The organism is Falsiroseomonas selenitidurans, assembly GCF_012103215.1.
Lineage (GTDB): Bacteria > Pseudomonadota > Alphaproteobacteria > Acetobacterales > Acetobacteraceae > Falsiroseomonas > Falsiroseomonas selenitidurans.
This window is the reverse complement of record NZ_JAAVNE010000066.1, coordinates 1-24,559: the sequence shown is the minus strand read 5'-3', so window position 1 is coordinate 24,559 and position 24,559 is coordinate 1. Positions and strand designations below refer to the sequence as shown.

Below are 24,559 nucleotides of genomic sequence, written 5' to 3'. Positions count from 1 at the left end.
GCCGGCGGAAGCCGGCGGCGCGCCGCTGGTGCCGATGGCCGGCTTCGGCGGCCGCCGCTTTGCGCTGCCGCTGGCCGGCGGGGTGGAGGCGGTGCTGCTGCACGGCAAGCTGCGCAGTGCCTCGGCCGAGGAGCCGGTGGCGCGGCTGCTGCTGTCCGGCCCGGTCGAGGCAGTGGTCGAGACCATCCGGGCGCTCGCCACCGCGCTGCCGCTGCGCCCGCCGCGCTGCAGCCTGGCGGAGCAGGCCCGCGCCCTGGCGCAGGGGAACGGCAGCCAGGGCGGCGGCCCGGGCGATGCCCCGCGCCCGCGTCGCCTGGGCGCGCCCCGGCTGCAGCCGGGCATGGCGGTGGAGGAGGCGCTGCGCCTGCTGCTCGGCCATCTGGTGGAAGTGCTGCTGTGGCATGAGACGATCGCCGAAAGCGGCGAGCATCCGGTGGGCGTGCACCAGATGCGCGTCGCGCTGCGCCGCCTGCGCTCCGCCCTCAAGGCGTTCCGCCGGGCGGCGGATGGCCCGGATCTGCGGCATTTCGACCAGGGGCTGAAGGCGCTGGCCCGCACCCTGGGGCCGGCGCGGGACTGGGATGTGTTCCTGTCCGGCCTGGGTGCGGAACTGGCCGAGGCGCTGCCCGGGGAGCCGCGGATCGCCGCCCTGCTGCAAGCCGGCGCCCGGCATCGGGAGGCGGCCTATGCCGCGCTGCGCCAGCTGCTGGCCAGCCCGGAGCACCGGCTGCTGCTGTGGGACGCGGTGGCGCTGGACGCGCTGCGCCCCTGGCAGGACGAGGCGGAGGAGGCGGCGGAGGCCCGCCGTGCCGCGACGCTCGAGGCGCTGGCGGCGCTGCTGCTGTCCAAGGCCTGGCGCCGCCTGACCCGGGTGGGGGAGGAGATCGCGCATCTGCCGGATGCCGAGTTCCACGCGCTGCGCCTGGACGGCAAGCGGCTGCGCTACCTGGCGGAGCTGTTCGCGCCGCTGTTCCCGCGCAAGCGCACGCGCCGCTTCCTGGAAAGGCTGGCGGAAATGCAGGAGCAATTCGGCCTGGCGAATGACGCGAGCGTGGCTCGCGCGCTGGTTGAGAGCGAGGCGCAGGGTCCCGGCGCCTGGGCCGCGGGCGTGGCGGAAGGCTGGGTGCTGGCGCGTTCGCGCCGCGCCAGGGCGCGCGCGGAGAAAGCCTGGGCCACGATGCTGGCGACCGAAGCCTTCTGGAATCAAGGCTGAAGCGCGCGTTCTTCGCGAAAAATTTAGGAAAAATGAATGGGTTGCGCGGTGCTTGGCGCATGGGTTACCCGTTGGGTGCCCCCTCCAGAGCAGCGCCAAAGCACCGTGTTCCGACGCCGCCGCATCTTTCGCCCCGCCCCCGCCCCGCGCCGCTGGCGCGGCCCCCTCGTGGCCCTGTCGGCCGCGCTGATCGTCGCTGGCCTGTCCGGCATCGGCCTGCCGCCGGACCTGATGGGCTCCGCCCCCCGGGAACAGGATTGGTCCGCCCTGGCGGCGGAAGTGCGCGTTGTGGATGGCGACACGCTGCGGCTCGGCGACCGCACCCTGCGCCTGTCCGGCATCGATGCCCCGGAACGCGGCCAGTCCTGCAGCGATGCCGCCGGGCGCTGGTTCGACTGCGGCGCGGCGGCGGCGGAAGCGCTCTCGCGGCTGGTCAATGGGCGGTCCGTGCTGTGCCGGGTGCATGGGCGGGACCGCTATGGCCGTGGTCTCGGCCGCTGCACCGCCGGCGGCGCGGAGCTCAACCACGGCCTGGTCACCGCCGGCTGGGCGCTGGCCTATGACGAGGATGATTCCGGGATGCTGGCGGTGGAAGCGGCGGCCCGCACCGCCGGTCGCGGCCTGTGGGCCGGCAGCTTCACCCGGCCGGATGCTTGGCGCCGCCGCAACTGACCTCATGCGTCCGGCGATGGCGGCACCCCGGTTTGATGCGGAGCACATTGCCAAGCGGGGCAACAGGCCTCAATCTTGCGGCGCACCATAACGGCGCCGCGAGCCCGACGAGCGGCACCGGCCCCCCGCCTGCGAGGAAGCAAGCCATGACCGTCACGGCCAACGGGTCCGTCACTTTTACCCTCGACGGCTCCAATCGCAGTACCAGCCTGCCCGTCCTGAAGGGCACGGTCGGCCCGGACGTCGTGGACATCCGCAAGCTCTACGCGGATCTCGGCGTCTTCACCTTCGACCCCGGCTATGGCGAGACCGCGAGCTGCGAGAGCCAGATCACCTACATCGACGGCGATGAGGGCGTGCTGCTGTATCGCGGCTACCCGATCGACCAGCTGGCCGAGAATTCCGACTTCATCGAGGTCTGCTACCTGCTGATGAACGGCGAGCTGCCGACCGAGGCGCAGCTGGCGAAGTTCCGCAAGGGTGTGACGTATCACACCATGGTCCACGAGCAGATCCGCAACTTCTTCAACGGGTTCCGCCGCGACGCGCACCCGATGGCGATCATGTGCGGCGTGGTCGGCGCGCTGGCCGCCTTCTACCACGACAACCTCGACATCAACGACGCGCACCAGCGCGAGATCGCCGCCTTCCGCCTGATCGCGAAGGTGCCGACCATCGCCGCCATGGCCTACAAGTACAGCCAGGGCCAGCCCTTCGTGTACCCGCGCAACGACCTGGGCTACGCGGCCAACTTCCTGCACATGCTGAATTCCGTGCCGGCCGAGGAATACAAGGTCTCGAACACCCTGGCCAAGGCGATGGACCGCATCCTGGTCCTGCATGCGGACCATGAGCAGAATGCCAGCACGTCGACCGTGCGGCTGGCCGGCTCCACCGGCGCCAACCCCTTCGCCTGCATCGCCGCCGGCATCGCCGCGCTCTGGGGCCCGGCGCATGGCGGCGCGAACGAGGCGGTGCTGAAGATGCTGGCCGAGATCGGCCATGTCGACAACATCCCCGACTTCATCGCCAAGGTGAAGGACAAGAACTCCGGCGTGAAGCTGATGGGCTTCGGCCACCGCGTGTACAAGAACTTCGACCCGCGGGCGAAGATCATGCAGCAGAGCTGCCACGAGGTGCTGGCCGAGCTCGGCATCAAGGACGAGCCGCTGCTCGACCTCGCCATGGCGCTGGAGAAGGTGGCGCTGGAGGACGAGTATTTCGTCTCCCGCAAGCTCTATCCGAACGTCGATTTCTACTCGGGCATCATCCTGAAGGCGATGGGCATCCCCACCAGCATGTTCACGGTGATCTTCGCCGTGGCGCGCACGGTGGGCTGGGTCAGCCAGTGGAAGGAAATGATCGAGGATCCGACGCAGCGCATCGGCCGCCCGCGCCAGATCTACACCGGCCCGGATCGCCGCGACTACGTCGCGGTCGCCCAGCGCGCCTGACTGCGGGTGCGCTGATCGCAGGCGCCTGACGACGGGCGGCTGGCGGCGCCAGGCTGCCCCCCACCGAGCCCACCAAACGCCCCGCGGCCTGGCCGCGGGGCGTTTTGCGTTGCAGCGTCGCCGGCCGCCCCGGCACTCGTTCCGGCCAGGAACAGTTCCAGCCGCGGCAATTGCGGCAGTGCGGCAAGCAATTGAATCCCTGTGGAAAATTTCATGATTGCAGTCGCGCCATCACTTCTCGCTTACGTCGCACAGAGGAGCACCTTCAGGCGGATTCCGTGCAACATGCGGTGTCATGCAACCCGAGCGCGCATTTTCTTAACCAAACCTGCATTTTTGCCTTGAAACGGTGCAGATTTCAGGGAATCTATCTACGCAGAGTTGATATCCACAGGGGACATAAACCAAATGAGCGAATCTCTGCCGCTGGGTTCCGGCAAGGAACTCGATGAATTGGTGCGCACCCGGCTGCGGAGCTGGCCGCAGCGCCCGCCGGGCGCGGTGATGACGCCGAAGCAGCCAGGCACCTGGCTGCGCGGTCGGCCGGGGGAGCCGACGGTGGCGGCGCAGCCCTTCCTGAAGCTGCCTGGCACCAACACCTACCGCACCATCCCGGACGGGCTCTGGCTGCATTTCAGCCCGGACCCGGCGGACCGCTACGCGGACATCCTGTGCATCGAGGCGTGCGGCTCGATCGCCAATCTGCAGGACAAGCGGGCCCGCTTCGCCCCCTCCACCTCCTCGCTGCTCGTGGTGTGCCCGCTGCGCTGGATGCTGGACAGCGCGGGGCCGGAGGACCGCACGCCGCGCTGGCGCCTGATCCGCCTGCTGCGGGCGATGCCGACGGAACCGCTGGTGCTGCCGGTGCGCGACGTGCGGGTGCTCTACGGGCTGAAGGCGCGCCACTACCTCGGCTTCGCCAAGTCGCAGATGCCGCAGCCGCATGAGTATTTCTGCCCGATGGAAGCGCTGACCGCGAAGGACGGGCACGAGGCGCCGGAGATGCGCTCCCTCATCGGCCGGGCCAGCGCCACCGCGAACTTCATGACCCCTCCCTGAGCAGCCCGCCGCCCGGGTGGCCGCCGGGGCTCGGCCGGCGGGTGGGGCCGGCGGGAAGGGCGGGGAAAGGCCCGTCCCGCCGAAGCAACCGCCATGGGAATTTCACGGATCCCCCCTGCCCACCCCGCCCCGCCCGCTCTAGATCGGCGCTGTTGCAGGAGAGACGAAGCACCATGGCACTTCACAGGCGGACTCTCGGCTTGGCTGCGGCTGGGCTTGCGGCGGCACGCGGGCTTTCCGCACCGGCCCTCGCCCAGGGCATTTCCGGCCCCCTGGTGCTCTATACGTCGCAGCTGGAGCCCGATGCGGCGCAGACCGTGGAAGCCTTTCGTGCCCGCCACCCGGGCGTGACCGTGGAATGGATCCGCGCCGGCACCGGCCAGATCATGACCCGCCTGCGCGCCGAGATCGCCGCCGGCGCGCCGCGGCCGGACGTGCTGCTGGTGGCCGACAGCCTGACCTTCGAGGGGCTGCGCGGCGAGGGCCGGCTGCGGCCGAGCCCTGAGGTGCAGTTGGGCAACACGCCGGCCGGCCAGGTGGATGCGCAGCGCGGCTATTTCGCCACCAAGCTGATCACCACCGGCATCGTGCATCACCTGCGCGCCCCCTTCGTGCCGAAGCGCTGGGAAGACCTGCTGGATGCGCGGGCGCGCAACCAGGTGGCCATGCCGTCGCCGGCCGTCTCCGGCGCCGCCGCCATCCATGTCACGGCGCTGGTGCAGAACCCGGCGCTGGGCTGGTCCTATGTCGAGCGCCTGGTGCAGGCCGGCATCCAGGCCCGTGGCGGCAATGGCCCGGTGATGCAGGCCGTCGCCGGCGGCGAGCGCGCCTTCGGCATCGCCATCGACTACCTGCCGATCCGCGAGGCCGCGAAGGGCGCCCCCGTGCGCTTCGTCTTCCCCGAGGATGGCGTCTCCGCCATCACGGAACCGGCCGGCATCCTCTCCACCGCGCGCAACGTTCCGGCGGCCATTGCCTTCATCGACTTCCTGCTCTCCCGCGAGGGCCAGCAGTTGGCCTCCCGCCAGGGCTTCCTGCCGATCGACCCGGACGTCGCGCCGCCCGCCGGCTTCCCCGACCCGAAGTCGATCAAGGTGATGCCGCTTGACGCCGCCCGCGCGGCGGCGGAGCAGGCGGCGATCCTGCGGCGCTTCGCGGCGCTGGCTGGCGGCTGAACCCGGCCACCGAACCGCGCGTGTCCCTGGGGTATGGCCGGGCGGGCTTCCCGGCCAGGCCGCGCTGGTTTGCCGGCCCGCCGCCGGTCGGTGGCCTGGCCCCCGCGGCCCTGGCCCTGGCCTGGCTGCTGCTGATCGGCGCGGTGCCGCTGGCACGGCTGCTGGCGGAAGCGGCCGCTGGCAGCGCGCTGGCCTCGGCCATTGCCGATCCCGCCGTCTGGCGGGCGGCGGGCAATTCCCTGGCCATCTCGGCCGCCGCAGCGGCGCTGGCCACCGCCGCCGGCGCGGCGCTCGCCTGGGCCTTGCTGCTGCGCGGCCTGCCGGGGCGCCGCCTGCTCATCTTTCTCGCCATCCTGCCGCTGCTGGTGCCGCCGCAGGTGATGGCGCTGGGCTGGATCCAGGCCGGCGGCCCCTCCTCCCCGCTGCTGCTGGCGCTTGGCCTGGCGCCGCCGCTCGGCACGCCGAACCGGGTCTATTCCGCCTGGGGCATGGCGCTGCTGCTCGGCGTGCAGGCGGCGCCGCTGGTGATGCTGGCGCTGGCCGCCCTGCTGCGCCGCGTGCCAGGCGAAGTGGTGCTGGCGGCGCGCGGCCTGGGGGCAACGCCGGAGGCCGCGCTGCGCCGCGCCGTCTGGCCGCTGCTGGCCCCCGGGCTGCTGGCCGGCGGCGGGCTGGCCTTCATCGCCGCGCTGGGCAATTTCGGCGTCGGCGCGCTGATCGGCATCCCGGCGCGGGTGCCGGTGCTGAGCGTGCTGATCTGGCAGCGCCTGTCCACCGGCGGCAGCGCGACGCTGGCGCAGGCGGCGGCGCTGGCGCTGCTGCTGGCGGCGCTGGCCGCCCCGGCGCTGCTGCTGCAGGCGCGCGCGGCGCGGCGGGCGCCGGCCTCCGGCCGCCTGCTCTATGCGGCCCTGCCCCTGGCCGGCCTGGCGCGGCTGCTCGGGCTGGCGGCGGTGCTGGCCTATCTCGGCGGCGTGCTGCTGGTGCCGCTGCTGGCCCTGCTGGCGGCCGCGCTGGTGCCGGCGGTGGGCATGGAACTCGGCCCGGCGACGGCCACCAGCCGGCACTTCCTGGCCGCCATCGCGCCGGATGCGCAGACCGGGCGCGCCTTCGCCAATTCCCTGCTGCTCTCGGGCGGCGCGGCGCTGCTGCTGGCCGCCGCGGCGCTGCCGCTGGCGCTGTCGCTGCGGCTGCGGCCGGTGCGGCTGGCGGCGACCACGGTGGACCTGCCCTATGCGCTGCCCGGCGCCTGCACCGGCGTCGCCGCCATCCTGGTGGTGCTGTCGCTGCCCGGCGGCACCGCGCTTTATGGCTCGCTGGCCGTGATCCTGTTCGCCTACCTCACCCGCTTCCAGGCGCTGGCGCTGCGGCCGGTGGCGGCGGCGGCGGCGCGGCTGGACCCGCTGCTGGAGGATGCGGCGCGTGGCATGGGGGCCGGCGCCTGGCGCAGGCTGTGGTCGGTGCACCTGCCGCCGCTGGCGCCGGCGCTGACCGCCGGCGGCATCCTGGTGGCGCTGACCGCGGTGAACGAGGTCACCGTCTCCTCGCTGCTCTACGGCCCCGGCACGCAGACGCTCGGCGTGCTGGTGTTCAGCCTGCAGGAAAGCGGCCAAGGCCCCCTCGCCGCGGCGGTGTCCTGCCTCGCCCTGCTGCTGGTCGCGGCGCTGATGGCGCTGGCCACGCTGGCGGCACGCCGGCTGCCGCCCGGGACGCTGCCCTGGCGGCCTTGAAGCCGCGCGCCGCCAGCAGCGCCCGGCAGGCCTCGGCAAGATCTTCCGCCGTCTCCGCCAGCGGCGCCGCATCGCTGCGCAGGACCAGATCGCTGAATGGCCGGTCCGCATAGCCCTGCGCCACCATGGCACGCACCCGCGCGGCCTCCGCCGGGCTGAAGGTGCGGCCGCGCCCCGGCGCCAGGATCGCCTCCGGCGTCGCGGCCAGGGTGACGCAGAGCGCGGAGGCGCCGCGCACCGCGAAGCGCTGGCGCAGCACCGCCCAGTCCCGCGCCCGCAGCGGCTTGGCGATGACCAGCAGGCGGTGGCGGCGCAGCAGCGGCAACCTGGCGGCGACCAGCCGGTCGATCACCGCCAGCACCTCCTCCACCCAGCTCTTCGCCGGGTCGCGCAGCGCGTCGCTGTCGAGGAAGGCGCCGCCCAGCCGCTGCGCCAGCATCCGCCCGAGCACCGTCTTGCCCACGCCGACCGGGCCGTTCAGGACGATGACGGCGCCGGCCTGCATGGCCGCCTCACACCGTCAGCGAATAGACCATGCGCAGCGCGGTCAGGAACAGGAACAGCGCGAAGGCGCGCTTCAGCACCAGCGGCGGGATGGTGTGCGCCAGGTGCACGCCCCAGGGGGCGGCGAGCATGGAACTCGGCACGATCAGCGCGAAGCCGATCAGGTTGGCGTAGCCAAGGCTCAGCGGCGGCAGCAGCGGGTCGTCCCAGCCGCCCCAGATGAAGCCGATGGTGGCAGGGATCGAGATGATGATGCCGAAGACGCTGGCGGTGGCCACCGCGCCGCGGATCGGCGCGCCGAACATGGACAGGATCGGCACGCCGACCGTGCCGCCGCCGATGCCCATCATGGCGCTGATCGCGCCGATGAAGCCGCCGAGCCCGTGCCGCAGCAGGCCGGTCGGGAAGCTGTCCCGCAGCTTCCACTCCACGCCGGTGAAGCCCATGTTCAACGCCACCAGGATGGCGACGAGGGCGAAGACGGCCGTCAGCGCCTCCCCCTTCAGCCAGATCGCCAGCACGGTGCCGAGCAGCACGCCGAGGCAGATGGAGGGGGCGAGGGATTTCAGCAGCGGCACGTCCATGGTGCCCTTGGCGAAGTGCTTTCGGGCCGACTGGATGCTGGTGGGGATGATGGTGGCCAGCGAGGTGCCGACCGCCAGCTTCATCTGCACCGCCTCCGGAATGCCGAACAGCGGGAAGACGTTGAACAGCACCGGCACGATGACGATGCCGCCGCCGACGCCGAGCAGCCCTGCCAGGGTGCCGGAGATCAGCCCGGTGATCGCCATGGCAATGGCAAGACCCGCCAGCCACATCGGGTCGGTCATATGCTCCATCGGGCGGCACCTTCGCTTGGGGAATCGGGCTTGGGGAATGGCGCGCGGTGGTGCCGCGTGCGGGATGGCGGGAGCCGTGCCATACACCCCGCCTCTCACCGCGTCATCCCGGAACCCCCCCTTGCCGATCATCGCCGATCCCTGGTTCTGGGTGCTCGCCGCGCCCGCCTTCGTGCTGACCGGCATCAGCAAGGGCGGCTTCGCCTCCGGCGCCGGCAATGTGGCGGTACCGCTGATGGCGCTGATCGTGCCGGCGCCGCAGGCCGCCGGCATCGCCCTGCCGGTGCTGTGCGCCATGGATATCTCCTCGATCCGCGCCTGGTGGGGGCGCTGGAGCATGGATCAGCTGCGCATCATCCTGCCCGGCGGGCTGCTGGGGATCGCCGCCGGTGCCGCCGTCTTCGGGCTGCTGAACGATGCGGCGGTGAAGCTGATGGTGGGCGGCATCGCGCTGGCCTTCCTGGCACGCAGCCTGTGGCAGGCCCGCCCCGGTCGCGCCGCGCCGGCCCCCGCCACGCCCAGCCGGGCGCGGGGCGGCTTCTGGGGCATGGTGTCCGGCCTGACCAGCACCATCGCCCATGCCGGCGGGCCGCCGCTGGCGGTGTACCTGTACCCGCTGCGGATGGACCGGGCGACGCTGGCGGCCACCACCGTGGTGTTCTTCGCGGTGATGAACTACGTGAAGCTCATCCCCTACGCCCTGCTCGGCCAGCTTTCGGCCACCAACCTGCTCACCAGCCTGGTGCTGCTGCCACTCGCCCCGCTCGGCGTGCGGCTGGGCATCTGGCTGCAGTCGCGGATGAGCGACCGGGTCTTCTACCGCATCGTCTACGCCATGCTGGCGGTGACCGGCGCCAAGCTGGTGTGGGACGGGCTGGCCGGCCTGGCCTGATCAGGCGGCGCGATAGGCGGCCAGGATCTCGCCGCCCGCCGTGCCGGCCTTGGCTTCCCACGCCGCCACCGCCGTCGCCCCCGCGGCCTTCAGCGCGGAGAGCAGCGCCGGGCTGGGCGCCTCGATGGTGACGCCGTTCTGCCGCATGCGCGCCTGGTTGGCGGCGTTGCGGGTTTCCAGCAGCGTCCACAGCCCGGCCTCGGTCCGCACCACCGCGGCTTCCAGCGCCGCGCGCTGCGCCTCGTCCAGCGCCGCCAGCCGGGCGGGATCAGCGAAGGCCAGGCTGACCGGCATGGCGTAGCCGATCTCGCAGAAATGCGGCAGATGTTCCCACAGCCGCCGCCCCGCGCCGCCATCGCCGGAGGACAGCACCGCATCCAGCGAGCCATTGGCCAGGCCCGCGGCCACCGCCTGGAAGCTCATCCGCTCCGCCGCCGCGCCCAGCGCCTTCAGCGTCTCCGTGCCCGTGCTGTCATAGGTGCGCACGCGCAGGCCGCGCAGATCCTCGGGCGAGGTCACCGGGTTGCGCGACCAGAGGCCGGTGGGCGGCCAGGGGGTGCAGTGCAGCAGGGCCACGCCCAGCGTCTCCAGCGCCGCGGCATAGGCCGGGCGGGCAGCGGCCAGCAGCTTCCTCGCCTCCGCCGCCGAGGTCGCCAGGAAGGGCAGCGAGGACAGCAGGAAGACGGGAGCAGCCTCCCCCAGCGCGCCGGCGAAGGCATCGCCGATGGCAAACCGGCCTTCCGCCACGGCGCGCGGCATCTGCGCGGAGCGCACCCCGTCCGGCGCATCGAAGCGCGGCGTGATCGGCAGCGGCAGGGCGGCTTCCGCCAGCCGGGCCAGGCCCTCGGCGGGCATGGCGCCGGCGGGGTATTCGGTGGCGGCGATCCACTGCCCCGCCCCCTGTCGCGGCGTCGCCAGCGGGGGCATTGTCTGCGCTGGCGCAGCCATGGGAAGGGTTGCGGCAAGGGCGATCAGGCTGCGGCGGCGCATCGGGGGCGACTCCAGGGGCAGGCCAGCATAGGGCGGGGTGGGGCGATGGCGGCGACACGTATCGGTGCACCCATGCTGGGCGTGCTGGGCGGCATGGGGCCGCTGGCCTCCGCCCAGTTCATGCTGCGCCTGACCCTGCTGACGGACGCCGCGCGGGACCAGGACCACATCCCCGCCGTGCTCTGGTCCGACCCGCGGGTGCCGGACCGCACCGCGGCTCGCATCGCCGGCGGGGAGGACCCGCTGCCAGCCCTGCTGCGCGGCATCGCCGGGCTGCAGGCCGCCGGCTGCGGCGCCATCGCCATCCCCTGCAACACCGCGCATGGCTGGATCGAGGGCATGCAGGCGGCAACCCCGCTGCCCATCCTGCACATCGTCGATGCGGCGGAGGCGGAGTTGCGCCGGCTCGGCGTCGCGCCCGGCCCGATCGGGGTGATGGGCACCGCCGGGACCCTGGCGATGCGGCTGTACCAGGCGAGGCTCGAGGCACGGGGCTGGACCTGCCTGGTGCCGGAGGCGGCGGAGATGGCAACGCTGGTCAGCCCCGGCATCGCCGAGGTGAAGGCCAATCGCATCACCGCCGCCTATGAACCGCTGGCCGAGGCGGCGCAGCGGTTGGTGGTGCGCGGGGCGCGGGCGGTGGTGCTGGGCTGCACGGAAATTCCGCTCGGCATCGCCGCCGGCCCGGCCCTGCCCTTCCCGGTCTGCGACACCATCGACGGGTTGGCGCGGGCGGCGATCGCCTGGGCGGGGCGGTCGCTTTCGCAGAGCGGCAGCGCCACCCCGGCCGGCCTGGCATAGAAAGTATCTTTTTCAGTGTTTTGCTGGAGAATCCTCGGCCGCCCCGCCGTTTCCTTCACTGCAGGCGGCACGCCGCAGGCAACCTTCATCGCGATGCAGCATTAACACCACGGGTGCGGCGGGAACCCTCGCCGCGCTTCGGCGCGCCGCCACGCCGGCCGCGCCTGCTCCATCCGGGAGGTGCCCTTGGACACCATCACACTCGGCGCGCGGCGATTCGTCGCGACGCTCTACTGGATTCCCTCCTGGCTGCTCAGCCTGCTGATCCTGGCTGCCGGCGTCGCGCTGGCGGTGCTGGCGCACCGGGTGCTGTTCCGCATCGGCACCCGCCTGGTGGAGGACCGGGACCTGTTCTGGCGGTCGCTGATGCAGCGGACGGAAGGGCCGACGCGGCTGGCGATGATCATCATCGGCCTCGCCTTCGCTGCCGCCATCGCGCCGCTGACTGGCGGGCAGGCGGATGCGCTGCGCCATGTGCTGCTGGTGGCCTTCATCGCCCTGGTGGGATGGGTGCTGCGCACCACGCTGCACATCTGGACCACCATCTACCTCCGGAAGTTCAAGCTGGATTCCGAGGACAATCTGCTGGCGCGCAAGCACACCACGCAGTCACGTATCCTCCAGCGCATGGCCGGCTGGCTGATCGTCATCGTCACCATCGCCGCGGCGCTGATGACCTTCGACGGGGTGCGGCAATACGGCGTCTCGCTGCTGGCTTCCGCCGGTGCCGCCGGCCTGGTGCTGGGCCTGGCGCTGCAGCCGGTGCTGAAGAACCTGGTGGCCGGCATCCAGCTGGCCGTCACCCAGCCGATCCGGCTGGAGGATGCGGTGATCGTGGAAGGCGAATGGGGCAATGTGGAGGAGGTGACCTCCACCTACGTCGTCATCCGGCTGTGGGATTGGCGGCGGATGGTGCTGCCGCTGAGCTACTTCCTGGAGCATCCCTTCCAGAACTGGACGCGCGAAAGCTCCTCGCTCATCGGCACCGCCATGCTGCATGTGGACTACACGGCGCCGGTGGACGCCATGCGGCGCAAGCTCAGCGAGATCGCCGCGGCCTCGCCCCTTTGGGACCGGCGCGTGGTGAACATGCAGGTGACGGAACTGCGGGCGGAGACGATGGAGGTGCGGATGCTGGTCAGCGCCAGCAATGCCGGCCGCACCTTCGACCTGCGCTGCGAGGTGCGGGAGAAGATGATCGCCTTCCTGCAGCGGGACTACCCGCACGCCCTGCCGCGCGGCCGCACCGAGATCGCCAGCGAAGGCCGGCCCGAGGGAGCACGCATCGCGGCGGCAGCCTGAGCGGGCTGCGGCTGGCGCATGCCGCGTTCAAGCCAACGCAGCCTGCCCGGAGCATTTTCAAGCCTTGCGGCTTCGCAAGGCGATTCGGAAGAAGCGTTGAAACAATGAGCTGGAGCCGTTTCACCGTCTTCGCTTGCGGTGCAACGCCGCTAGACCGCCTCCGGGTCGAACAGGTAGCCCACGCCGCGCACGGTGCGGATGGCCATGGGCCGGGTCGGGTTGCGCTCCACCTTGCGGCGCAGCCGCATGATGCGCAGGTCGATGGCGCGGTCGAAGGCCTCCGGCTCCTCCTCGCCCGAGGTGCGCTCCAGCAGCCAGTCGCGGTGCAGCGCGCGGTTGGGGTGTTCCACGAACAGCTTCAGCAGGGTGAACTCCCCTTCCGTCAGCGTGTCCTCCCGCCCCTCCGCCGTCACCAGCAGGCCGCGCTTCAGGTCCAGCACGGCGCCGCCGATGCGCGCCTTGCCGGGCGCCAGCACCTCCGGCTTCGCCGCCTGGGCGGCGCCTTCCGCCCCGGCGCGGCGCATCACGGCGCGGATACGGGCCAGCAATTCGCGCGGCTCGAACGGCTTGGTGATGTAGTCATCCGCGCCGGATTCGAGGCCGACCACCCGGTCCACCAGATCCCCCGCCGCCGTCAGCATGATGATGCCGAGCAGGCCCGACTGGCCGCGCAGCCAGCGCGCCAGCGCGAAGCCGTCCTCGCCGCCCGGCAGGCCGACATCCAGCAGCGCCGCATCCGGCAGGCCGGCCGCCACCGCGGCGCGGCAGGCCCGGCCATCCGCCACGCCCTCCACCGTGAAGCCCTGGCCGGCCAGGTAGGCGCAGATGGTCTCCCGCTGGAACGGGTCGTCTTCCACCACGAGAAGATTGATCGTGCCGCCCGCCATGCCTGGCCCCCTGTGGTCGTGGCCGCAGTTACAGACACTCGCGCGCCCGCGTCAAAGGTCGGGCGCGGAGGATCCGGCGGCGAAGCGCCCTTCTCCGGCCCGGCGGGGCGAAACAAGTGAAACAAACCGCCCCCTGCGGCGAAACACAAGCCGCCGCAAAATCAGGCACCATGGCGTGATGCTCCATCTGGTCCGACCCGCCGACTCGCTGCCGGCGGATGAGCTTGCCGCGCTGCAGGCGGAAGCGCTGGCGACGCTTGCCGGCCCCTTTGCCATGTCCGGCGCCGATGGTCGCCTGGTCTCCGCCAATGCCGGTCTGGCCCGCCTGCTGCCGGCCGCGCAGGAGACCATGCCGGGGGCCATGACCGGCGAGCCGCCCGGCGACATGGACGCGCTGCTGGCGGCGATCGGTGCCGCCGGGGCGGCGCTGAACCCGGGCTTCGCCGCCCCCGAGGACCCTGCCAGCTGGCTGCCCGCACCGGGCGAGCCCGGCCGCACGCTGGATTGGTGCGCCCCCGACGGCAGCTGGTTCCGTCTGCATCTGCGCCGGCTGGCGCGCGGCATGGTGCTCTCGGGCACCGAGGTCACCGACTTCAAGCGGCAGGAGGAACAGCACGCGGCGGCGCGGACCGTGCTGCAGACGGTCTTCGACCACATGACCGACGGCGTGGTGATGTGGGATGCCGCGCTGAAGCTGCGCTTCTGGAACCGGGAGACGCTGCGCGTCGGTGAATTTCCGGCGCATATGGCGGTGCAGGGCGCCGATGTGCTGGACGTGATGCGCTACCAGGATCGGCGCGGCGAATTCGGCCCGCCGCCCGAATCGGAGGCGGAGCTGGAAGCCCGCATCGCCCGCCGCGCCGCCCTGCTGACCCGGCCGGGCGGCGTCTCCTATGTGCGGCAGACGCCGTCCGGCATGTGGCTGGAGGTGAAGACCATCCCGGTGGAGGCCGGCGGCGCGGTGCTGATGTACCGCGACATCACCAGCCTGAAGCAGCGCGAACAGGAACTGGCGGCGGCGCGCGCCATGTACCAGCTGATCCTGGACAGCATGCCGGACGGCGTGGTGCTGATGGAGCAGGACCTCACCTTCCGGCTCGGCAACCGCGCCGCCTCGCACCTGTTCGACCTGCCGCCGGAACTCGGCACCCCCGGCGCCTCGGCCGTGGACGCCATGCGGTTCCGCCTGCGCCGCGGCGATTTCGGCCCGGTGCCGGAGGACCCGGCCGCCTTCGAGAAGCTGGTCGAGGCCCGCCTGGCGCTGGCACGGCAGCCCGGCGGCCCACCGCAGGTGGTGCGCGGGGCGCGCGGCGAGTGGATCGAGGCATCCTCCGTCCCCACCCCGGATGGCGGCGCGCTGGTCATCTACCACGACATCTCCGCGCTGAAGGCGCGGGAGCAGGAGCTGCAGGCGGCGCGCGAGACGCATGAGCTGGTGCTGGATGCGATGCATGACGGGCTGGTGCTGTGGAGCGCCGACCTGCGTGTGCGGCTGCTGAACCGGGAGCTGGCCGGCTATTACGGCATCCCGGCCGACCTGGCGCGCCCGGGCGCCGATGGCCGCGAGATCCTGCGCATGATGATCCGGCGCGGCGATTACGGCCCGCCGCCCGCCCCCGGCCCGGCGGAGGAGGCGCTGCTGGACTCGCGGGTCCAGCGCATCCTGCACCCGAGCGGGGAGCCCGACATCCGCCAGGCGCCGAGTGGCGACTGGCTGGAACTGACCCGGCAGAAGCTGGCCGATGGCAGCGTGCTGTCCACCTACCGCAACATCACCCGCCTGCAGGCGCGGGAGGCGGAGCTGCGCCAGGCGCGCGACATGGCGCGCGCGGCGGAGGCGGCGCTGTCCGCCACCATCGACAACATGAGCCAGGGGCTGGTGATGTTCTCGCCGGACCGCCGCGTGCAGGTGATCAACCGCCGCGCCGCGGAACTGCTGCGCCTGCCGGCGGCGCTGACCCGCGAAGGCACGCCGGCGGAGGCCATCATCGCCTGGCAGATCGACAGCGGCGAGTATGACGACGGCACCGAATCCGCCAGCGACGCCCAGGCCGTGGTGGATGGCGCGCCGCTGCCGGTGGGCCATTTCGAACGGCGGCGGCGGGACGGCTCGGTGCTGGAGGTGGAATCCGTCCGCCTGCCGGATGGCCGCACCGTGCGCACCCTGACCGATGCGACCGAACGCAAGCGCCAGGAAGCCGCCCTGGCGGCGGCGCGGGACGAGGCGCGGGCCACCGGCGCGGCGCTGGCGGCCACCATCGAGCACATGAGCCAGGGCCTCATCATGGTGGCGCCTGACCGGCGGGTGCGGGTGATGAACCGCCGCGCGGCGGAAATCCTGGCCCTGCCGCCGCATCTGGCGCAGCCCGGCGTGCCCTTCCCCGAACTGGTCGCCTTCCAGCACGCCCGCGGCGACTATGACGGCTCCCTCCACCGGCTGGAGGAAGCCCGCCGCGCCATCGCCGGGGAGGCGCTGAACGAGGAACGCTACGAGCGCGCCCGCCGCGACGGCACGGTGGTGGAGGTGCACGCGCGCAACATGGAGGATGGCGGCGCCGTCCGCACCTACATGGACATCACCGAGCGCAAGCGGGTGGAAAGCGCGCTGGCCGCGGCGCGGGATGCCGCGGAAGGGGCGAACCGCGCCAAATCCGCCTTCCTGGCGGCGATGAGCCACGAGATCCGCACGCCGATGAACGGCGTGCTGGGCATGCTGGAGGTGCTGGAACGCACGCCGCCCGGCCCGGCGCAGGACCGCTGCATCGCGGTGATCCGCGATTCCGCCGGGTCGCTGCTGCGGATCATCGACGACCTGCTCGACTTCTCGAAGATCGAGGCCGGGCGGATGGAGCTGGAGACGCTGCCCTTCTCCCTGCGCGGGCTGGTGGAAGGCGCGGTGGACACGCTGACGGTGGAGGCGAAGCGGCGCGGCCTGCTGCTGTTCGCCGACCCGATCGGGCCGGAGACGCCGCAATCGCCGGACATGGTCTCCGGCGACCCGGTCCGGGTGCGGCAGATCCTGTTCAACCTGGTGGGCAATGCCATCAAGTTCACCGATGTCGGCTTCGTGCGGCTGCGCGCCTCCGCCAGCCGGGTGGAGGATGCGGTGCTGGTCGCCCTGATGGTGGAGGATAGCGGCGTCGGCATGACGCCGGAGCAGCTGGGCCGGCTGTTCCAGCCCTTCGCCCAGGCCGATACCTCCACCACAAGGCGCTTCGGCGGCACCGGGCTTGGCCTGTCCATCGTCCGGCGGCTGGCGCAGCTGATGGGCGGCGACGTCTCGGTGGAAAGCACGCCCGGGCGCGGCAGCCGCTTTGCCGTCACGCTGCGGCTCGGCCTGGTGCAGGCCGAGGAGTCGCGTCCGCCGGCGGAGCCGCCGCAGGCCCTGGCCGCCCCGGCCACGGGGGCGGAGGCGCCGCGCATCCTGGTGGTGGACGACCACCCGGTGAACCGGGAAGTGCTGGCCCGCCAGCTGGAACTGCTCGGCTGCCAGGCCGACATGGCGGAGGACGGCGCCCGCGGCCTGGCCGCCTGGCGCGCCCGGCGGCACCGGCTGGTGCTGGTTGACCTGCACATGCCGGTGATGGACGGGCTCGACATGTCACGCGCCATACGGCGCGACGAGATGGCCGACCCGGGCGGCCCGCGCACGGCGCTGATCGCGGTGACCGCCAATGCCCTGAAGGGGGAGGATGACCGCTGCTACGCCGCCGGCATGGATGCCTTCCTGGCCAAGCCACTGGCGCTGGACCTGCTGTCGCGCACCCTGGCGCGGTTCCTGCCGACCCAGGCCCTGGCAGGGGCGGCGCCGGATGCGGCGCCGCTGGATGTCGCGCCGCTGTTCGATCCAGAGGCGCTGCGCAGCCTGTTCGGCGCCGATCCCAAGCGCCTGGCCGGGCTGCTGGCCAGCTTCCGCGAAGGGCTGGTGCGCGACGCGGAGGCGGTGGAAACGGCGCTGGCCGGGGGTGATCTGGAGGCTGCGGCCAATGCCGCGCACCGGCTGAAGGGGGCGGCGCGGATGGCCGGCGCAAGGCCGCTGGCGGATCTGCTGGCGACGGTGGAATCCGCGGCGCGCGAAGGCCGACGGCCGCAGGCGGCGGCCGCCGGGGCGCGGCTGGCGGCGCTGGCAAGCGGCACGCTGGCGGCCATGGCGAAGGGGGGGATGACGCCGCCGGGGCAGGAGAGGTCGGGTCTCGGAGGCTGAGCGGGCGGCGGCTGGCTCAGTCAGGGCCCTGGAAGCATCTCTAATTGCGAATCATTCGCAATTGAGGTCAGTCACAATCGCAGCCATCGGTCTCGGTCTGCATGCCCTGCACCACGTGATGGTCGATCCATTCGGAGACCAGGCGGCGCGCCTCGGTCACCGAGGATTCGGGGTGATGAATCCGATAGAGGGTGGTGCAGGCGGTGAAGGCGGCCATGTCGGCGCTGCCGGAATCGCGCAGCTCCCGATAGGCGGTTACCACGGCGCGTTCGCAGCGGCGGGCGATGTAGCTGAACTCGCGGCCCATGGGCACTCCCGTCTTCCCGCATGGCGGAGATGCGAAAGGGTTGCAGATGCGAAGTCGTTGAGAATAATTCTCAACCGGCAACCCGCTTATACGACGCTTCGGAGGCCTGCTTCAAGTGATGCGCTGCATCATTCGATCCAGGCGCATCGATCGGCGCCCCGGATCGTCGGCCCGGATCATTACGCCGGACGAAAAGGACCGCTACCGGTCCCGGCTGCCGGGCGCATAGGCGCCGCCATCGGTCGGCCGCAGCGCGGAGAACATCTCCGTCACCTGCGCGTAGTCGCGATAGCCGCAGCGGGCGATGGACTGCGCCGCCACCGCGTCGAAGCGCCCGTTCACCAGGTAGCGCTCATCGATGTGAATGCCGACCACCTCGCCCAGCACCAGCCAGCCGCCGGTGGGCTTGCCGTCCAGATCCTGCAATTCGATGGATTGCAGCACCTTGCACTCCATCGCCGCCGGGCTTTCGGCCACCCGCGGCGCCCGCACCAGCCGGCTTTCGCCCATGGTGAGGCCGGCCACCTCGAACTCGTTCACCCCCTCCTCCAGCGCGGCGGAGGAGGCGTTCATCGCGTCGAACAGCGGGCGGGTGGACAGGCTGAAGACGAATTCCTTCGTCGCCATCGCATTCGCCGCGCTGTGCTTCAGGCTCTCGCTGGCGAAGGCCAGGATCGGCGGGGCGCCGCTGACCAGGTTGAAGAAGCTGTAGGGCGCCAGGTTCGGCCGGCCCTGCGCATCCAGCGTCGAAATCCAGCCGATCGGCCGCGGCGCGACGATGGCCTTGATCGGGTCGTGCGGCAGGCCATGCGCGGCGCGGCCGCCCTTCGGTTCATAGAACATGCGTCACATCCCCAGCGCGCGGCGATACAGGTCGAGCAGCGTCTCCTGCTCCTCCACCTCCGCCGGCTCCTTCTTCCGGATGGAGATGATCTGGCGGATCACCTTCACGTCGAAGCCGGCCGACTTGGCCTCCGCGAAGATGTCCTTGATGTCGCCGGCGAGCGCCTTGCGCTCCTCCTCCAGCCGTTCCACCCGCTCGATGATGGAGCGCAGGCGGTCGGCGGCGATGCCGCCGACATCGCTCTCGGGGTCCTCCGCCTGGCGGGTCCGGCTGGCCTTCGCCGCCTCAGCGTCCACGTCACTCATCCAGGGCCTCCGGGCGGTACTGCAAGGCCCGGCCGTATAGCGGCACCCCCAGGCGGGTGCAATTCAGCGGCCCGGGGCCCGTCGGCGCCTGGGTCAGTGGCCCGGATTGGCGGCGGCGAACTGCGCCTTCTGCTCGGCCGTCGCCTCCTTCTGGTGCAGCGCCTGCCATGCCTTGTAGGGCATGCCATAGACGATCTCCCGCGCCTCCGGGTCGGTCAGCGGCACGGATCGCGCCTCCGCCTCCTCGCGGTACCAGCGGGACAGGCAGTTCCGGCAGAAGCCGGCCAGGTTCATCATGTCGATGTTCTGCACATCCGTGCGGGCGCGTAGATGCTCCACCAGGCGGCGGAAGGCGGCGGCTTCCAGCTCGGTCCGGGTGGTCTTGTCGATCTCGGGCATGGCATGGCTCCTTGTGCCCGATACATGGTCCATGGCGCGCGGCTTCGCCATGGTGCGGGTGGGAATTGGGGGGATCGGATGGCCTGGACGGATGGGGCGGCCCGCGCGGCGCTGGCGGCGGTGTTCAAGGCGGCGGTGGCCAGCGCGGATCCGCGCGTGGTGCTGGCGCGCCACCTGCCCGACCCGCCGGCGGAGGGCCGGGTGGTGGTGGTGGGCGCCGGCAAATCCGCCGCGGTGATGGCCGCGGCGGTGGAGGCCGCCTGGCCGGCGGTGCCGCTGTCCGGCCTCGTGGTCACGCGCTACGGCCACGGCCACCCGACGCGGCGGATCGCGGTGCTGGAAGCCGCCCACCCGGTGCCGGACGCGGCCGGCGCGGCGGGCGCGCGGCGGCTGCTGGAGGCGGTCTCCGGCCTCACGCCGCGCGACCTGGTGCTGTTCCTGGTCTCCGGTGGCGGATCGGCGCTGACCACCCTGCCTGCGGAGGGGCTGACGCTGGACGATCTGATGGCGGTGAACCGCGCGCTGCTCGCCTCCGGCGCCACGATCCACGAGATGAACTGCATCCGCCGGCACCTGTCCGCCTTCTCCGGCGGGCGGCTGGCGCTGGCGGCGGCGCCGGCGCGGGTGGTGACGCTGGCGATCTCGGACGTGCCGGGGGATGACCCGGCAGCCATCGCCTCCGGCCCCACCGTGCCGGATGCCACGACCTTCGAGCAGGCGCGCGCGCTGGTGGCGCATTACCGGATGTCGCTGCCGGATGCCGTGACGGCGCATCTGGCGAAGGCGGCGGAGGAAACGCCGAAGCCCGGCGATCCGCGCCTGGGGACCATCGACTACCGCTTCATCGCCACGCCGCGCCTGGCGCTGGAGGCGGCGGCGGCGGAAGCCCGCTCGCTTGGCCTCGCCCCGCTGATCCTGGGCGATGCGCTGGAGGGCGAGGCGCGGGAGCTGGGCAAGGTGCTGGCCGGCATGGCGCTGTCCGCCCGCGCCCATGGCCACCCCCTGCCCGCGCCCTGCCTGCTGCTCTCGGGCGGGGAGACGACGGTGACGATCGGGCCGGAAGGCCATGGCAGGGGCGGGCGCAACGGCGAGTCGCTGCTGGGCTGCGCCGTGGCGCTGGCCGGCGCGCCGGGCATCTGGGCGCTGATGGGCGACACGGACGGCATCGACGGGTCGGAGGACAATGCCGGCGCGATCTGTGCGCCGGAGACGCTGGCCCGCGCCCGCGCGGCCGGGATGGACCCGCGCGCGGTGCTGGGCCGGCATGACAGCTACACGCTGTTCCAGGCGCTGGGCGACCTGCTGGTGACCGGGCCGACCCTGACCAATGTCAACGATCTGCGGGCGGTGCTGGTGACGTGATGGGTGGGGAGGGGCCGAGGCCCCTCCCCCTTCTGCCTCAGCGCAGGACGATTTCCACGCGGCGGTTCTGCGGCTCGCGCACCCCGTCGGCGGTCGGCACCAGCGGGCGGCTCTCGCCGAAGGCCTGGACGCTGATGTTGCTGCGCTGGATGCCCTGGCGCTCCAGCTCCGTCGCCACCGCGCTGGCGCGGCGCTCGGACAGGCGCTGGTTGTACTGCGGCGTGCCGGAACGGTCGGCGTGGCCGGCCACCTCGATCCGCGTCACGCCCGGGCGCGTGGCGTTGCGCGCCGCCTCGCTGATGATCTGCCGGGCACGATCCGTCAGATCGGCGCGATCGAAGTCGAAGAACACCAGGTAGGTGCGCGCCGGGGCCGGGGCGGCGGCGGGCGCCGGCGCCGGGGCGACCGGGGAGACCACCGGCGGCGGCGGCGTCTGGCCGAAGGCGTAGCGCAGGCCGATCAGGATGGAGTGGTTGTAGTTCTCGCTCTTGGTCCCGGTGCGCGCCACGGCGAAGGACCCACCGCCCGAGCTGGTGTCGACATCATGCTCCATGGTGCCCAGGAAGCGGTATTCCGCGGTGAAGGCCAGGCCCGGCGCGTATTGCGTCAGCGGCACGGAGGCACCGACGATCGCCTGGTAGGCGAACCGGCCATCGGTGCCGTCGCTGCTGACGGTGCCGCCCAGCACATTGGCGCGGACGTCGTCGAATTCGCGCCAGATGTAGCCGGCGCCGGCGCCGACATAGGGCAGCAAGGAGAAGCCGCCGAAATTCGCGCCGATGTCGAAATCGTACAGCGCATTGGCCATCACGCCGTAGCTGCGCGCGGTGCCGCTGGCCCGCACCGTGCCGGCGCCGCGGAAGCCGCTGATGCTGTCCACCTCGTTCTCGCGGTAGCTGCCCTCGATCTCGGCGCGCAGGCCGTTGCCGAAGCCGTAGCCCAGGCTGACCACGCCGACCCAGCCCATGTCGAAGGAGACATCGCCGCCGACCGCGTTGCCGCGGGCGCGCAGCGTGTCGGCCAGCTGGCCGGTGGCGGCGATATTGGCATCCTGCAGCCAGTTCACGCCGGCGCCGGCGCCGATATAGAAGCCATCCACCTGCTGCGCCTGGGCGGCGAGCGGCGCGAGCAGCAGGGTTGAGGCAAGAAGGGTCTTGCTGAGGCGCATGATTCGTTTTCCAGGCCGGACCAGCCATGCCGCGCCGACCAACATGGCCAGCCGCGACGTCCTGCCAGGGTGAACGCGGTTCCCCGGGAAAGGCGGCATGGCGCCACATCAATGCGTGCGGGTGTGGCAGATGTGCCTCACCTGGGTTCTTCTCTTACGTTAACTAAGCAACAACGGGTCCTTGGCAGGGTGTGCTTACTTGTTATAAGGTAAGGCCATGCGCGACCCCTCCCTCGAAGCCCTCCTCACCCAGCGCGGGGCTGTCACCCGCATTGCCACCGCCCTTGGCATCTCCACCGCGGCCGTCTCCCAATGGCGGCGCGTGCCGGACGACCGCGTGGCGGAGGTGGCGCGCGCGCTTGGCGTGCCGACGGCCAGCGTCCGGCCCGACCTGACCGCCCCCCCCGAATCCCCGCGCCGTGAAGGAACCCTCCGCCCGATGCCTGCCCGGATCCCGCTGCGCCGGCGCCGGCGTACCAAGATCATCGCCACCCTCGGCCCAGCCTCCTCATCGGCGGAGGTGATCGAGCGGCTGTTCCGCGCCGGCGCCGATGTGTTCCGGCTGAATTTCAGCCATGGCAGCCACGAGGACCACGCCGCCCGCATCGCCGTCATCCGCGCGCTGGAGGAGAAGGTGGGCCGGCCGATCGGCATCCTGGCCGACGTCCAGGGCCCGAAGCTGCGTGTCGGCAAGTTCCAGGGCGGCCGCGTGCAGTTGCAGACCGGGCAGAATTTCCGCCTCGACCTGTCCCCCACCCCGGGCGATGTGCGGCGCGTGCAGCTGCCCCACCCCGAGATCATCGCCGCCGCCGGCATCGGCACCACGCTGCTGCTGGATGACGGCAAGCTGCGGCTGCGCGTGACCCACAAGCGGGAGGATCACCTGGAGACGCAGGTGGTGGTGGGCGGCCCGCTGTCGGACCGCAAGGGCGTGAACGTGCCCGACGTGGTGCTGCCGATCCCGGCGCTGACGGAGAAGGACCGCATCGACCTCGACTTCGTGCTGGCGCAGGGCGTCGAATACATCGGCCTGTCCTTCGTGCAGCGGCCGGAGGATGTGGTGGAGGCCAAGGCCATCGCCGCCGGCCGCGCCTGGATCATGGTGAAGATGGAAAAGCCCCAGGCGGTGGAGAACCTGGATGCCATCCTGGCGGAGGCCGATTGCGTCATGGTGGCGCGCGGCGACCTCGGCGTGGAATGCCCGCCGGAGGAGGTGCCGCTGATCCAGAAGCGCATCGTCCGCGCCGCCCGCCTGCTGGGCAAGCCGGTGGTCGTCGCCACCCAGATGCTGGAAAGCATGATCAACGCCCCCTCCCCCACCCGGGCCGAGGCGTCCGACGTGGCGACGGCGGTGTTCGACGGCGCCGATGCGGTGATGCTCTCGGCCGAGACGGCGGCCGGGCAGTTCCCCTTCGAGGCGGTGAACATCATGGACCGCATCATCGCCCGGGTGGAGCAGGATCCGGGCTGGCGCACCATCACGGATGCCGACCGGCCGGCGCCGGAGAAGACCTCCGCCGGCGCCATCGCCGCCGCCGCCCGCCAGGTGGCCCACACCATCGAGGCGGAGGTGATCGCCACCTTCACCAGCACCGGGTCCACCACGCTGCGCGTGGCGCGGGAACGGCCGGACTGCCCGATCCTGGGGCTGACCGCCAGCCTGGAGACCTCGCGCCGCATGGCCTGCGTCTGGGGCGTGCATTCGCTGATGTCGGTGGAGCCGCATTCGATGACGGACATGGTCGCCAAGGCGATCCGCGCCGCCAGCCAGGAAGGCTTCGCCAAGCATGGCGACGAGGTGGTGGTGACGGCAGGCGTGCCCTTCGGCACCCCTGGCACCACCAACGCGCTGCGCGTCGCCATCGTGAAGTAGGCCGGGCGCGGCCGCGTGGCATGACGGCGCGGCGGCGGTTGACCTGGGCGCCGCGGGCGCCTTCTCTGCGGCCGGATTCCGGAGGGACCGAGATGAGCCTGCGCCGCTTCGCCTTCGCCCTGCCCCTGCTGGCGGCGCCCTGCCTGACGGCGACGCCGGCGGCAGCGCAAAGCCCCGGCCTGTATGATGTAACCGGCACCAACCTGGACGGCACCAGCTACACCGGGCTGGCACAGATCCGCACCATGGGCCTGTCCTCCTTCGTCATCCGCTGGCGCATCGGCAACCAGGCGGTGGAGGGGGTGGGCTTCGCCTCCGGCCGCACCATCGCCGTGGCCTATGGCCTGGCGCAGCGGCCGGGCATCGGCATCTACACGCTGAACCCGGATGGCAGCATGGATGGGGAGTGGACCATCGTCGGCGCCCCGGCCAATGCGCGCGAACGCCTGGTGCCGCGCGAGCCGCCGCCGGCCGCACCGAATCCGCCCGCCACTTCGCCCGCCCCGGCCTCGCCCGCCCCGGCCTCACCCGCCCCGGCCCCGCCGGCGTCGGCAGCCCCGGCGCCGGCAGACCCGGCGCCAGCCC

The 24,559-nt window shown here is 72.2% G+C and carries 21 protein-coding genes and 1 pseudogene; 13 read left to right on the top strand and 9 right to left on the bottom strand.

The genetic code is table 11. The features are described from left to right. The 6 genes from HEQ75_RS24980 to HEQ75_RS24955 form a co-directional block, all read left to right on the top strand. Positions 1 to 1,213: CHAD domain-containing protein (locus HEQ75_RS24980; RefSeq protein ID WP_168034849.1), on the top strand; the 1,213-nt coding region annotated here is incomplete at its 5' end. A gap of 168 nt (positions 1,214 to 1,381) precedes the next feature. Continuing rightward, complete coding sequence (locus HEQ75_RS24975) at positions 1,382 to 1,885, top strand: thermonuclease family protein (RefSeq protein ID WP_168034848.1); 504 nt, start codon at positions 1,382 to 1,384, stop codon at positions 1,883 to 1,885. 146 nt (positions 1,886 to 2,031) lie between these two features. Further along, on the top strand, positions 2,032 to 3,339 hold the full coding sequence (gene gltA, locus HEQ75_RS24970) for a citrate synthase (RefSeq protein WP_168034847.1): 1,308 nt from the start codon (positions 2,032 to 2,034) through the stop codon (positions 3,337 to 3,339). A gap of 408 nt (positions 3,340 to 3,747) precedes the next feature. After that, positions 3,748 to 4,398, top strand: a complete 651-nt coding sequence (locus HEQ75_RS24965; protein ID WP_168034846.1) for a hypothetical protein — start codon at positions 3,748 to 3,750, stop codon at positions 4,396 to 4,398. 275 nt (positions 4,399 to 4,673) lie between these two features. After that, positions 4,674 to 5,573: an ABC transporter substrate-binding protein gene (locus tag HEQ75_RS24960; RefSeq protein WP_328734906.1), complete on the top strand. Its 900-nt coding sequence runs from the start codon at positions 4,674 to 4,676 to the stop codon at positions 5,571 to 5,573. A 20-nt stretch (positions 5,574 to 5,593) separates the two neighbouring features. Beyond that, on the top strand, positions 5,594 to 7,297 hold the full coding sequence (locus tag HEQ75_RS24955; protein WP_328734905.1) for an ABC transporter permease: 1,704 nt from the start codon (positions 5,594 to 5,596) through the stop codon (positions 7,295 to 7,297). A gap of 145 nt (positions 7,298 to 7,442) precedes the next feature. Here the strand turns inward: HEQ75_RS24955 and HEQ75_RS29210 are convergent. Both HEQ75_RS29210 and HEQ75_RS24950 read right to left on the bottom strand, forming a co-directional pair. Next, positions 7,443 to 7,802, bottom strand: a pseudogene (locus tag HEQ75_RS29210) (AAA family ATPase); the annotation flags it as partial. A 7-nt stretch (positions 7,803 to 7,809) separates the two neighbouring features. Beyond that, on the bottom strand, positions 7,810 to 8,640 hold the full coding sequence (locus tag HEQ75_RS24950) for a sulfite exporter TauE/SafE family protein (RefSeq protein WP_328734904.1): 831 nt from the start codon (positions 8,638 to 8,640) through the stop codon (positions 7,810 to 7,812). Positions 8,641 to 8,761: 121 nt separating this feature from the next. Here HEQ75_RS24950 and HEQ75_RS24945 point away from each other — a divergent pair, with 121 nt between their 5' ends. Then, entirely contained in the window at positions 8,762 to 9,532 is a 771-nt protein-coding gene (locus HEQ75_RS24945; RefSeq protein ID WP_168034844.1) for a sulfite exporter TauE/SafE family protein, read from the top strand. Here HEQ75_RS24945 and dctP read toward each other — a convergent pair whose 3' ends face one another. Continuing rightward, positions 9,533 to 10,459: a TRAP transporter substrate-binding protein DctP gene (dctP, locus tag HEQ75_RS24940; protein ID WP_209318769.1), complete on the bottom strand. Its 927-nt coding sequence runs from the start codon at positions 10,457 to 10,459 to the stop codon at positions 9,533 to 9,535. It lies immediately after the preceding gene. A gap of 108 nt (positions 10,460 to 10,567) precedes the next feature. On the opposite strand from dctP, the gene cuyB reads away from it, so the two are divergent. After that, on the top strand, positions 10,568 to 11,323 hold the full coding sequence (gene cuyB / locus HEQ75_RS24935) for a cysteate racemase (protein ID WP_168034842.1): 756 nt from the start codon (positions 10,568 to 10,570) through the stop codon (positions 11,321 to 11,323). Between the two features lie 186 nt (positions 11,324 to 11,509). Next, positions 11,510 to 12,625: a mechanosensitive ion channel family protein gene (locus HEQ75_RS24930; protein ID WP_168034841.1), complete on the top strand. Its 1,116-nt coding sequence runs from the start codon at positions 11,510 to 11,512 to the stop codon at positions 12,623 to 12,625. A 149-nt stretch (positions 12,626 to 12,774) separates the two neighbouring features. Here the strand turns inward: HEQ75_RS24930 and HEQ75_RS24925 are convergent, their stop codons facing one another. After that, on the bottom strand, positions 12,775 to 13,512 hold the full coding sequence (locus HEQ75_RS24925) for a response regulator (RefSeq protein WP_168034840.1): 738 nt from the start codon (positions 13,510 to 13,512) through the stop codon (positions 12,775 to 12,777). 178 nt (positions 13,513 to 13,690) lie between these two features. Here HEQ75_RS24925 and HEQ75_RS24920 point away from each other — a divergent pair, with 178 nt between their 5' ends. Then, positions 13,691 to 17,716 (top strand): PAS-domain containing protein, encoded by a 4,026-nt coding sequence (locus HEQ75_RS24920; RefSeq protein ID WP_168034839.1) that lies wholly within the window; start codon positions 13,691 to 13,693, stop codon positions 17,714 to 17,716. A gap of 67 nt (positions 17,717 to 17,783) precedes the next feature. Here the strand turns inward: HEQ75_RS24920 and HEQ75_RS24915 are convergent, their stop codons facing one another. From HEQ75_RS24915 to HEQ75_RS24900, 4 genes are all read right to left on the bottom strand, one after another. Then, complete coding sequence (locus HEQ75_RS24915) at positions 17,784 to 18,023, bottom strand: hypothetical protein (RefSeq protein WP_168034838.1); 240 nt, start codon at positions 18,021 to 18,023, stop codon at positions 17,784 to 17,786. 201 nt (positions 18,024 to 18,224) lie between these two features. Further along, the gene (locus HEQ75_RS24910) at positions 18,225 to 18,866 is read right to left on the bottom strand and encodes a flavin reductase family protein (protein ID WP_168034837.1); all 642 of its coding nucleotides are present in this window, start codon (positions 18,864 to 18,866) and stop codon (positions 18,225 to 18,227) included. Between the two features lie 3 nt (positions 18,867 to 18,869). Beyond that, positions 18,870 to 19,172 (bottom strand): DUF2312 domain-containing protein, encoded by a 303-nt coding sequence (locus tag HEQ75_RS24905; protein WP_168034836.1) that lies wholly within the window; start codon positions 19,170 to 19,172, stop codon positions 18,870 to 18,872. A gap of 93 nt (positions 19,173 to 19,265) precedes the next feature. After that, on the bottom strand, positions 19,266 to 19,571 hold the full coding sequence (locus tag HEQ75_RS24900) for a DUF1244 domain-containing protein (RefSeq protein WP_168034835.1): 306 nt from the start codon (positions 19,569 to 19,571) through the stop codon (positions 19,266 to 19,268). A gap of 78 nt (positions 19,572 to 19,649) precedes the next feature. On the opposite strand from HEQ75_RS24900, the gene HEQ75_RS24895 reads away from it, so the two are divergent. Further along, entirely contained in the window at positions 19,650 to 20,933 is a 1,284-nt protein-coding gene (locus HEQ75_RS24895) for a glycerate kinase type-2 family protein (RefSeq protein ID WP_168034834.1), read from the top strand. A 37-nt stretch (positions 20,934 to 20,970) separates the two neighbouring features. Here HEQ75_RS24895 and HEQ75_RS24890 read toward each other — a convergent pair whose 3' ends face one another. Next, positions 20,971 to 22,101, bottom strand: coding sequence for an OmpA family protein (locus HEQ75_RS24890; protein WP_168034833.1), 1,131 nt, complete (start codon positions 22,099 to 22,101; stop codon positions 20,971 to 20,973). A gap of 439 nt (positions 22,102 to 22,540) precedes the next feature. On the opposite strand from HEQ75_RS24890, the gene pyk reads away from it, so the two are divergent. Next, positions 22,541 to 23,974, top strand: coding sequence for a pyruvate kinase (pyk, locus tag HEQ75_RS24885; protein WP_168034850.1), 1,434 nt, complete (start codon positions 22,541 to 22,543; stop codon positions 23,972 to 23,974). A 92-nt stretch (positions 23,975 to 24,066) separates the two neighbouring features. Continuing rightward, on the top strand, positions 24,067 to 24,559 hold a 493-nt coding region (locus tag HEQ75_RS24880), incomplete at its 3' end, for a hypothetical protein (protein ID WP_168034832.1).